Here is an 11,119-nt window from a genome sequence, read left to right as displayed (position 1 = left end):
CACTGCACCCATAGGAGGGTTATTCTCTTGTCCCATTATTGGGGGAGAGTTCTTTCTTCAACCTCTCCCCCAATATTCCTCGCAAAATCATAGATAGGTAATGCCATAGGAGCTTGTAGCATTTCTGGATAATACTCTTCTAAAATATCCTCTGCAATTTTATCTATATTATTTGAACTAACATAAGGGATAAAATCTTTTCTGAAATAAGGAATAGGTCCTTTGTCACCAGAAGAATCATATAGCTTTATTCTTATTATGGAAAGTTGATGAAGGCCGTTTTCCAATAAGTATCTTACTCTTATAGTAAAATCATCCAACCTAATATATTTTTGTTTTCAAATCAAATACGTGGATACATCCAATAATTCTCTACATTCATAAATATACTAGATTATATTGGCAAATAATGCATTATAAATAGTGTCTTGGAGTAACTTTTGAAACAACATAATAATCCCCCTCCCAACGATACCTTTACAGATTTTTTACCTACTAATCTAATAAAGCAACTACTTTTTATCCATTATTCGTTTAAATTTCTGTTATCTCAATGGAATAAGTTTTATAATCAGACATTTCAGGCTCAATAAAAGTTACATTTTCCTTGTAATTAAAAAATCCAGATTCTTCTTTTGATGTAGATAAGCCGCCCCATGGTTCAATTGCAATAAACGGCCCTTTATTCGCAGTAGACCACAAAATTAAATATGGAAAATCTTGGAAATCAATTTTTACTGCTTTATTATGATTTTTAGACTTTAATGTTACCGAACGAGAAACCAGCTTATCCAAAGTAATTGCATCCTTTGAAAATAGATCATAATCTAAAGCTAATACTTTTTCTTTATTTAAAAAAGGCGAACGGCTTTTTATGTCAAGTAATCCCGTCTCGGGATATGATGCTGGAATACTACAATTTTCTTCCTTTTCAAACTCGAGATAATAATCTTCATACCGTTCATTTTCAAATAAGGGACAATTAAAACCCGGGTGTGCGCCTATGAAATAAGGCATATCTTGATTTAATCCTAAGTTCTCAACTAAGTATTCTACTTCAATCTTAGATTTATCTAAAGTATAAAATATACTTAAACGAAAAGGATAAGGATATTGTTTTAACATTTCCGAATTACTTTCAATTGAAAACATAATTTGATGGTCATTTATTATCTTATGCTCAAAATCTTTCTTTCTAACTAAACCATGACGAGGAAGATGGCCTTCTATAACTCCTTCATCTCCCATAATAAAGAGAGGAGCATCATCACGGACACTACCACAGTTAGGAAACAAGACAGGAGCCTGTCCTCCCCAATATTCAGGATTTCCCTGCCATAAATATTCCACGCCATCCTTATCTTTTATAGAAGATAATTCTCCACCCTTTTCCTTAAATTGAACTTTTAGAAAATCATTTGATAACTCTAGTACCATATTTTTACCTCTCTTTTTACTATTTATCCTTTTCATAGGCTATTATATCTATATCAAAACTAACCAAACTTCTGTCAGATTCCTCAACTAAACTTAGAAACATGTACTCAAAACTATCAATAGTCAACTTAGAATAGCAAATCCCTTCTAAACCTTCTGATACGAACCAATCTCCAATAAAAATAAGTTCCATTTTTTTAATCCGAGGTGCTTGAGAACATCGTTCAAAATTAATAATATAAACTTTTTTATATAGAGAACCTGATACTGCTTTTAGTAAACTCTTTGTTTTTTTCAAGCATGGCTTCCCTCTTTTCGAAAAGCCGAAAGAGTTCAACTCTAACGGCTTTACTTTCTATTCAATCATTTGTGTTTCGGCTAGTTTCTTATACCAGTGAGCGGATTTCTTCGGATAGCGTTCCTGAGTTTCAAAGTCTACGTAGAATAAGCCGTAGCGTTTTTCATAACCGTTAGACCAAGAAAAGACATCCATCAGAGACCAGATAAAGTAGCCCTTGACATTAGCCCCGTCCGCAATCGCATCGGATAAAACTTCCAAATGCTGCTTGACGTAGTCAATTCGAGCATCGTCGTAAACCGTATTGTCCACAAATTCATCTTTATAACCCAGACCATTTTCTGTGATATAGATTTTCTTGTAGTTTGGATAATCTTTCTTAATCCGCATGATCTGATCATAAAGACCTTGCGGATAGATAATCCAATCCCAATCAGTTTTCGGAATATGGATTGGAGATTCTCTGCGCCCTACACCCTTAATCTGGTACTTGGAGCTTCCCTTTTCGCCTTTACCGTTATGGATAATTTCTGTTTCACCGTCAAAGTCACGCATCCAGTCACTCATATAGTAGTTGATGCCAAGGAAGTCATTAAGATCTTTAGCTGCTTCTAAAGCTGCAAAGTCTTCATCTCGCAGATCCAGCTGGCCACCATTGACCTTAAGGATGTGATTTACACCTGCCAGAGTTACATCTGAATAGTGCCCCAGATAAGTCGCATCTAGGATAAACTTGTTATGAATAATATCTTCCAACTCTGCTGCTCTGACATCTGCTGGATTTTCTGGGTCGTAAGGGTATTTTGTCGGCAGGGCATGAACGACACCGATTTCACCCTTGTAGCCCTTGTCCTTATAAAGCTTAACGGCACGGGCATGGGAGACCATCATGTTGTGATGGGATTGGAAAACCTTGGCCAAGTCATACTGGATACCCGGAGGGAATTTTCCAACTAAGTACTGACCATCACCAATGGGACCAATTTCATTGAAAGTCGTCCAATAGCGAACTTCTGGAAATTCTTCAAAACAGAAAGCCGCATAGTCCACAAAGTGCTCAATATTTTCCCGATTGAGGAAATCGCCATTTGAATGAAGAGCCTCTGGTGTATCAAAGTGGTGAAGGGTCACAAAAGGTTCTACATGGCGTTTGTGGCATTCTGCGAAAAGATTATGGTAAAATTCCACACCTTTTGGATTGACCTCGCCATAGCCTGTCGGGAAAATCCGTGACCAAGCAATGGAAATCCGAATACCATTGACACCATACTCTTCAGCCAATTTCAGATCCACAGGGTATTTGTGGTAAAAGTCGCTGGCAGGTTCTGCCGTGTACCAGTAGTTATCCTCTAGGTACTTATCCCAGGCAACAGGTCCTTTTCCATCTGTGTGGGTTGCTCCCTCAGCTTGATAGGCCGCTGTTGCGCCGCCGAAAATAAAATCTTTAGGTAAGCTTTTTGTCATCTTATTTTCCTTTCAATAGCATTTGAGGTGAAACAAGTAAGTAAATAGGTGAATAACAGGGGAATTGAACTTTGCTTCACCTCAAATGAACTAACAAATTAGTTGTTAAATTGCTCCTGAACGAAGGCCAGTGCTCCTTTGCCATCACGGGTTAGTTTGATGTATTGGCCGCCTTCAGTCTTAGCCAGCTTGATACCCAATTTATCAGTTTCCGCCTTCATGTCTTCAAAGTTGGAGGCAACTTGAGGAGCCAAGATAACCAGGTCAAACTCAGGCAGCATTTCACGGTGAGCACCGTAGCCGCCAGCTGCTGCTTTGACAGGAACATTGTATTCAGCTGCTGCTTTATTCAAAGCGTTGGCCAGCAATCCACTAGTACCGCCGCCTGCACAGAGCACCAGAACATTGGTTTCTTCGCTAATATTGTTTTGAGATGGAGCTTCTTCATCCACTCCTGCTTTTTCAAGGATAGCATCCGCTTTAGCAGTATTAAAGTTAGCTGCTACTTTTTCTTTAAGAGCATCGTTAGCTTTACCAGAACGTTCTTCTTCTAGGATTTGTTCGTCATAAACCTTGACAAATGGATAGTAAATAATTACATCTACTACGACAAGGAGGGCTGCAAGAACAAAGGACAGAAGCTGGAAGTTGGTACCCAGCACAATTCCCAGAGGTCCAGGTGTCACCCAAGGAAGGTTGGCTGAGAAGGAGTTCATGTTCAAAGTATCAACAAAGAATTTGAAAATCCATACGTTTGCGATAGGTGCAAAGATAAATGGAATAAAGAAAATCGGATTCAGTACGATTGGAGCGCCAAAGAGAATAGGCTCATTGACACCAAAGAAAGTTGGGACAACAGATGCCCGTCCAATTGCACGGTTACGCTCGGACTTACAGATCCACATGAAGAGGAATGGAACAATCAAGGTCGCACCAGTACCACCCATGGTAACGATGAACATTTGAGTACCAGAAGTGATGACCTTATCCGCATGCTGACCAGCTTGTACCAGAGCCAAGTTGGCATCGATATTGGCATAAGTAATGGCAGCAATTGCAGGCTCAACGATAGACGGACCGTGAATTCCCACGAACCAGAAGAAAGCGTAAGCACCAAAGATAAGCGTGATTCCCAGATAGCCATCTGCTGCTGAGAAGAGTGGAGCAAGAAGCGTTCCGATGGATTCTGCAACGGTTACTCCTAGACTTGCTTTAACAAGCAGTTCCAAACCGTAGAGTAGAACGACTGAAACAGTAAATGGAATCAAATCTTTAAATACTTGGGAAATATTTGGTGGAACTTCTTCTGGCATACGGATGGTAACATTATTTTTCACACAAACCTTATAGACATTAACCGTTACAAAGGCTGCGATGAAAGCTGTCAAAAGACCTTTGGTTCCCATGAAGGCAGTTAGGAAGCCACCTTCCTTGGCAGGTTCAGCCGCCATGAGGAGGAAGCCGACCATAGAAGCCAGCATAGTAGACAAGAAGTTAATCTGGTTTGTCGCAGGCAGGTCGCGATTGACAGAGTCTGTCAGCGCCTTAGCAGTGGTCCCACCCACAAAGAAAGCCAGAATCCCCATCGAATAGCTATAAGGGGTCATTAGGAATGTTTCAATATCCTTAGACCAGTGGAAACCCCAAGCATTTGGCACATAGGCAATCAAGATAAAGATAGATGAGAAGAGGATGACTGGCATACCAGCGATAAAGCCATCCCGAATAGCACGGAGATAGATATTCCGAGAAATCTTCTCAAAGAAAGGCTTCCCTTTCTCAATAAGTCCGATGAGTTTATTCATTATTTTACTCCTCTTTTATATAGTTCAATCAAATGGTACATCATGTCTTTTAGCAAGATGGTAGTCATTAGGTGGTCTTGGCCGTGCATCATGGTCACACTGTAAGCCAAGTCCTCACCAGCAGCTTCTTTTGTCAAGAGACTGGTCTGAGCATGGTGTGCTTCAGCGATGCAACCATTGGCTTCTTCCACCAAAGCATCTGCCTTAGCAAAATCCCCAGCCTCTGCTGCTTTCAAAGCTTCCAGAAGTTTGGAGCGAGCGTCACCAGCGTAGGCTACAATTTCAAAACCGAGCAATGTTACTTCTTCTCTATTCATGAGAGATCCTCCTTGTATTCTTATGTAAAATTTTATTATTATTTTCTATTATAAAAGGCGTTGAATATGCAGCACCAGGTAGACCCGTTCGCAGCGGTAGAGATCAATTCCCGTCTTCTGGGCAATGATGTGGTAAATATCACTTCCGACCTGATAGGCTTGAGGATAGGTCATCTGGATCTGACTTTCCATTTCCAACAGGGAAACATTGTCATCACGGCTTCTGTCCAGATAGTCCAAAAAGTAGTTCAGGTGAATCATAAAACGGTCATAAAAGTTGCTGTTTTCTGCACTTCTTTTAATGCCATTTTTCTTCAGCTCTTCTTCAACTGCAGCCAGAATATCTTTTCGCCTGCCCAAGTGACTTTGCCCCTCAGGATTGGTCTCCCCTTCGGCATTGATAAAGTGATAGGCAATGCGATTAACCTCGTCGCCAGGGAAATTATCCAAGAGCCGCTCGCGGTATATGGCTACCGCTTCCTGGGCAATCTGATAAGGGACAGGGTATTTGTCCGAAGCATCCGGCAGGTCACTCTCCTTGTACCGCCCCTGCTGCACAGCCTGATAAGAACAGTAGATGTGATCTGTCAGCGTGACATATATATACTCCTGGACAGGATAATCATACTTCTTAGAAAGGGTGTCAATCACATCATAGGTCACTGTGATAAAGTCCAGCGGAACATCTTTGAGCAAGGCCACAAAGTTTTCTTTAGACTCTTCCGTTCGTAGGCGAAAGATTTTCTCAATCTTACTTTCCAGAACGATGTCACCCTTCTTTTTATTAAAAGCTATGCCACTGCCAATCAGAACAACCTCTTCACCATTTTCATGTTTGGCTAGAGCAACATTGTTGTTCATAGGATGTATGATTCGATACATATCTCCTCCTCTTCATTTTCTAGGGTTCTGGCAAAACAAAAAGACCACAAATAAACCGAGGCTATATCTCCCCTCAATTTATTTGCGGTCACGCCTAATCCAACTTAGTAACGCTCACCCTATTCAATTTCTGATTTCATTATAGCATATCAGTATCAGAATGTAAACCCTTACTTTATTTATTTTTCAATAAATTTTAGACTCTTTCTTTCCAAGAGGTAGCTGTTTTTTGAAGAACCTTGTTGAGCTCATCAATATTTTCAAATCCTGTTGTACGAAGCCACTTGCGAGCTGCCTCTTCGCCTTGCTCAATGTAGTCTTTGACACTGCCAGCCCAAGTCGCACGTCCGCAGAGAACGCCGTTGAAGTTAGCACCTGACTCATGAGCGAAAACAAGTGTTTCTTGGAAAAGTTTAGCAGATACACCCGCACTCAAGTAGATGTATGGCAGGTTAGTTGCCTCATCTTGTTCCTTGAAGAAGGCAGCTGCTTCAGCTTTTGTATGTACCACTTCACCATCGCCAAAGCCTTCAACGTATTTAACGTTGACTGGTACTTCCACTTTCAAGACATCAATGTTGAAACGTGGATCTGAGAAGACCTTCATGGCACCGATAACCTTGTGAGGTTTCACTTTAGCGTATTCAGCACTGGAAGCATCCGCAATCTTTTCATCGTAAGCCAAGATTTCAAGGAAAAAAGGAATATCTTCTGCCACACACTCTGAGCCCACACGCTCGATATAAGCCTGCTTTTGTTGGTTAAGTTCTTCGGAGCTGTCTACATCATAGTAAAGGAGGAATTTCACCGCATCCGCACCTTGTTCTTTGATGCGTTTTGCAGACCAAACATCCAGACAGTCTGGCAGGCGCTTAGTGCTAGAAGTATCATAGCCTGTCTTTTCATAGGCCAATAGCAAGCCAGCATTTTTGTCCAGAGCTTTCGTAGCAGGCAGTCCATACTCAGGATCCAGCAGCATAGACGAAGCGTAAGGAGTCAGCTCTTCTGCGACCAAAACTTTCAGTTCTTCCATTTGAGCTACTGTTGGTTCTGCTTCCTGGTGTTGAGCCATAAGGCGTTTCAAAGCACCGCGTTGGTCAAATGCCAAAGCAGAAATGATGCCATTCTCATCAGAAAGTTTTTCCATGTACTTGCGTTTTTGTTCTGTTAATACCATTCTTTATACCTCTTTTACTGTGATTTGATTGTATAGGCCATCGTAGTTTTCAACATTGACATGGCCGGTCATTTTTTCTTGGGCATTGAGCATGCCAAGAACATTCGCTTTTTTGAGCAGAGAGACATCATCTTCTCGATGGCTCAAGGCTGACGAAATCCCTGCAACAGTTGAGTCGCCAGAGCCAACTGGATTGACCACTTGGATTTTAGGAATATCCACTTTATAGAAAGTGTCCCAGTGTTTGGCAAAAGCGCCATCTGCACCGAGTGATACGATGATCCACTCGATTCCTTCAAATAGCGGTTCTGAAAGGACAGCTTTTAACTCATCCAAATCTTTGGAAATCTCGCGATCCAATAACTGAGAAAGTTCCTCGTTATTTGGTTTGATGGCAGTTGGTTTCACATCTGATTTGAGCACAGCTTCCAGAGCAGCTCCAGAGCAATCCAGCACCACCTTATTGCCAGCTTGATTAGCCATTTCAATCAGCTGGATATAGTAGTCTGTCGGCAGGCCCGCTGGCAGACTGCCCGAGATACTGACAACATCTGCCTCAGCCATCAAAGACCGGAAGTGTTCTTGGAAATCCCTCGCCTCATCTGCTGTAATAGTCGGACCGGCTTCCAGGATTTCTGTTTGCTTACCTTCGTGCAAGACAGCAATGCAATTTCTCGTATCTCCCGAAATATTATAAAAGCATTGTCTAACATTAGGATGGAGATTTTGTAATAAAAATTCTCCATTGGTTCCACCGATAAGTCCCGTCGCAGCGACATGGTCTCCAATTTCTGCCAAGACCCTGGTCACGTTGAGACCCTTGCCGCCTGCTGTTTTACTGACTTCCGAAACACGATTAACAGTATCAATTTTCAATTCTTCTAAGGGATAGGAAATATCAATAGAAGGATTCATGGTCACTGTAAGAATCATCTAGCTACCTCTCTAATCGTGGTACTCTCCACGATCCCATTTTTCAAGAAATTCTGTAAAGAAGTTGGCATCTGTTTGATGAGCATTGTGAGTTTCAACGTGCTCAATTTTCGCAATCAATTTTTTGTTTTCTTCAGTTGGCTTGTACTCCGCATGAATGAAAGCTTCAATGATGTCACACATGAGAAGCTCACCAGTGATTTTACCACCAAAACCGATAACGTTGGCGTTGAGTTCTTCCTTAGCATAGAGAGCTGAAGTCATGTCACGTACCAAAGCTGAACGAACACCAGGAACTTTATTTACAGCGTTGTTGATACCGACACCTGTACCACAGATACAAACACCAAGATCAGCTTGTCCACTAACGACTGCCTCCCCTACTTTTTTACCAAAGATTGGGTAGTGAGTACGTGTATGGTCATAAGTACCAAAATCAAGAATTTCATAGCCTTTTGATTTTAGAAAATCTGAGACTGCCATTTTTTCATTGGTAACGATATGGTCACATCCAATTGCAATTTTCATTTGATTTCTCCTTTTCTTAGCACATCTTGTTGAGCATGTCGACCCGGATTTGGTGACGGCCGCCGTCGTATTTACCATTGACAAAGCCTTTGGCAATGTTCTTAGCCAGCTCTTCACCAACGATTTCAGCTCCCATCGTAATCATGCGAGAGTTGTTATGACCGCGAGTCATGTAGGCAGAGCGTTCATCTGAGACTTCCGCCGCTACCATGCCTTTGATTTTGGTCGCTACCATAAATGGACCAGCTCCATAAGCGTCAATGACAATACCAAGATTTTCCTCTTGTTTATTCACCTCTGCTGCAACTGCAAGGGTCACATCAACAAAATCCTGACCTTCTTTCGTCACATCGACCACTTCAAAGTTTTCTTCGACGAGAAAATCCTTGACCACATCTTTCAGCTTGCTTCCAGCAGCATCTGCTCCAATAATAATTGCCATGAGCATTCTCCTTTGTTTGATTTTTTGCACAGAATATTGTTTATAAAAAACATTTTCTGTTTCCTATAAGTATACTATACTCCTTTAAAAGTTATTTGTCAACAGATTTTTGTTTATTTTAATCAAAATATTTTTAAAAATGATTAAAATAAACAAAAAAGCCCTGAAAAGAGCTTTTTGATAATTTTTTCATCCATTTAAAATAAACTAGGAAATAATCTTGGTATAGACTTCCAGTTCTTCCTGAGCATTTTCCGACATCTGATCTGTGATAACAGCTGTAATATTAGCCAAAGGACAGATAGAGGTGAAATCTTCCTTTCCAATCTTAGAAGAATCAATCAAGAGGTAAGACTCTGATGAGCGCTCCAAAGCCAGCTTCTGAGTATAGGCCTCTTCAAAAGAAGAGGTCATAATCTGCCCATTTTTGATTCCATTGCCACTGAAAAACATTTTAGTAAAGTACATTTTATCCATGATGGCATTGGTCATCTCGCCGACAAAGGCTTGAGTCGCTTCCCGCATCTCCCCACCCAGGAGAAAAACTTTGAAGGTATCTGACTTCTTCTTCAAAAGATCGCGAAAAATCGGCAGACAATTGGTAATCACGCGCAGATGTTGATTGGTGATTTCCTCAGCCAGCACTTCCACAGAAGTCCCCGGCCCAAGAAAAATAGTATCGCCATCTTCAATCAGCTCCACAGCCTTCTTAGCAACAGTCCGCTTGGCCTCGATATTCTGATAAAGCTTCTCTTCATGAGGGATTTCTCTGTACTTGAGGTGCTGATTACTTTTAGCCCCACCATGAACACGAGTCAGTAGCCCTTTACTTTCCAGCTCAATCAAGTCCCGCCGAACCGTCATATCAGATACCTTCATAGTCTCCACAATATCCGCAACCGTCACCGTTCCCACTCGATCAACCAGCTTAACTATTTCGTCTTGTCTCTGGTTTTTTCCCATACTTTAGCCTCTCTACACTCTAGTTTTGTTTATTATAACTCATTTTTCTGTTTTTTTCCATATTTTCTGTTTGTTTTAAACAAAAATGAGGGTTTGCGATATGGTATAGGACATAAAAAAGCACCTCGCAATGATGTGCAAGATGCTTTCTCCAGTTGATAGAACGATATATTTCACAATATGCCAAACTGTATCACTATAAAGAAATTTTAATACCTATTGATTTACATTTTTAAAGGTCACTTTAGCTTCTGGGTCAATACTAGTAACAATAGTTTTATAATAATGTTCTGCGGATTCTGTAATGAGATTTTTATATTGCTTAAGATATTCTTCCTGTTCTTTATTGCTAAGAGATTTAGCAACATGCTCTCCAGTATCAATATTTTCTGTTGCACCACTCAGCAGCTGACCACTCGTGTCATATAGTTTGTATCGCTCTTTGGGATCATCTGAAACCTTAACTCCTATAACTTCATATTTAGGGATAGTCAACTCATATTCATGATCAGCAATTTTCTTAACCTTGACTCCTTCTTTAATCCCAAATTTAGCTGTATAGTTAAGAATGATGATTGCTTTCTTAACAGACAATGGAATTCTGAAATTGGTACCAGGTATTTTTTTATCTTTCTCAATCGTTTCAACCTTTTGAATCCCTACATCCAAAAAAACACTTTCGTTGACTTTCTCCAAGCGAGTGATTTGCGTATAGATTTGGCTTCGCTCATCTGAAGCATGTTTCCCTTGAAAATATCCAATGATGTTATAAGTTTTCGCAACAACAAAAAAGATAGCAAGAACGGCTACCACAATCCATATGTAAATCTTAGCCCCCAAAACTTTTTTTATGAAATCCTTAACTATTTTCAT

General features: G+C 40.6%; 13 protein-coding genes. All 13 read right to left on the bottom strand.

All coding sequences use genetic code 11. The features are described from left to right. Positions 1-35 precede the first annotated feature (35 nt). The 13 genes from RG608_RS10325 to RG608_RS10265 all read right to left on the bottom strand — a co-directional run bounded on the left by RG608_RS10325 (position 36) and on the right by RG608_RS10265 (position 11,119). On the bottom strand, positions 36-287 hold the full coding sequence (locus tag RG608_RS10325) for a hypothetical protein (protein WP_268687177.1): 252 nt from the start codon (positions 285-287) through the stop codon (positions 36-38). Positions 288-534: 247 nt separating this feature from the next. Beyond that, on the bottom strand, positions 535-1,437 hold the full coding sequence (locus RG608_RS10320; RefSeq protein ID WP_268687178.1) for an aldose 1-epimerase family protein: 903 nt from the start codon (positions 1,435-1,437) through the stop codon (positions 535-537). Between the two features lie 19 nt (positions 1,438-1,456). Next, positions 1,457-1,735 (bottom strand): DUF3884 family protein, encoded by a 279-nt coding sequence (locus tag RG608_RS10315; RefSeq protein ID WP_268687179.1) that lies wholly within the window; start codon positions 1,733-1,735, stop codon positions 1,457-1,459. Positions 1,736-1,792: 57 nt separating this feature from the next. Continuing rightward, on the bottom strand, positions 1,793-3,199 hold the full coding sequence (gene lacG, locus RG608_RS10310; protein ID WP_308946943.1) for a 6-phospho-beta-galactosidase: 1,407 nt from the start codon (positions 3,197-3,199) through the stop codon (positions 1,793-1,795). Positions 3,200-3,297: 98 nt separating this feature from the next. After that, the gene (locus tag RG608_RS10305) at positions 3,298-5,004 is read right to left on the bottom strand and encodes a lactose-specific PTS transporter subunit EIIC (RefSeq protein ID WP_002894736.1); all 1,707 of its coding nucleotides are present in this window, start codon (positions 5,002-5,004) and stop codon (positions 3,298-3,300) included. After that, complete coding sequence (locus RG608_RS10300; RefSeq protein WP_308946942.1) at positions 5,004-5,321, bottom strand: PTS lactose/cellobiose transporter subunit IIA; 318 nt, start codon at positions 5,319-5,321, stop codon at positions 5,004-5,006. The genes RG608_RS10305 and RG608_RS10300 overlap by 1 nt, the downstream gene beginning before the upstream one ends. A 48-nt stretch (positions 5,322-5,369) precedes the next feature. Then, a complete protein-coding gene (locus RG608_RS10295) occupies positions 5,370-6,203 on the bottom strand; it encodes a PRD domain-containing protein (protein WP_268687180.1) in 834 nt (277 codons plus the stop codon). Positions 6,204-6,399: 196 nt separating this feature from the next. Further along, positions 6,400-7,380 carry a tagatose-bisphosphate aldolase gene (gene lacD / locus RG608_RS10290; protein WP_268687181.1) on the bottom strand — a complete coding sequence of 327 codons (981 nt, stop codon included), beginning with the start codon at positions 7,378-7,380 and terminating at the stop codon, positions 6,400-6,402. A 3-nt stretch (positions 7,381-7,383) separates the two neighbouring features. Then, the gene (locus RG608_RS10285) at positions 7,384-8,313 is read right to left on the bottom strand and encodes a tagatose-6-phosphate kinase (protein WP_268687182.1); all 930 of its coding nucleotides are present in this window, start codon (positions 8,311-8,313) and stop codon (positions 7,384-7,386) included. Positions 8,314-8,325: 12 nt separating this feature from the next. After that, the gene (gene lacB / locus RG608_RS10280) at positions 8,326-8,841 is read right to left on the bottom strand and encodes a galactose-6-phosphate isomerase subunit LacB (RefSeq protein ID WP_268687183.1); all 516 of its coding nucleotides are present in this window, start codon (positions 8,839-8,841) and stop codon (positions 8,326-8,328) included. A gap of 16 nt (positions 8,842-8,857) precedes the next feature. Then, complete coding sequence (gene lacA / locus RG608_RS10275) at positions 8,858-9,283, bottom strand: galactose-6-phosphate isomerase subunit LacA (protein WP_268687184.1); 426 nt, start codon at positions 9,281-9,283, stop codon at positions 8,858-8,860. Between the two features lie 207 nt (positions 9,284-9,490). Next, positions 9,491-10,246, bottom strand: coding sequence for a DeoR/GlpR family DNA-binding transcription regulator (locus RG608_RS10270; protein ID WP_268687185.1), 756 nt, complete (start codon positions 10,244-10,246; stop codon positions 9,491-9,493). Positions 10,247-10,462: 216 nt separating this feature from the next. Then, positions 10,463-11,119, bottom strand: a complete 657-nt coding sequence (locus RG608_RS10265) for a DUF4230 domain-containing protein (RefSeq protein ID WP_268687186.1) — start codon at positions 11,117-11,119, stop codon at positions 10,463-10,465.

The organism is Streptococcus sp. IsoGale022 (assembly GCF_031142805.1).
In the GTDB taxonomy this organism is placed as follows: Bacteria; Bacillota; Bacilli; order Lactobacillales; family Streptococcaceae; genus Streptococcus; species Streptococcus sanguinis_A.
Note: the sequence above shows the minus strand (reverse complement) of the source record. Positions and strands in the feature narration are given on the sequence as shown.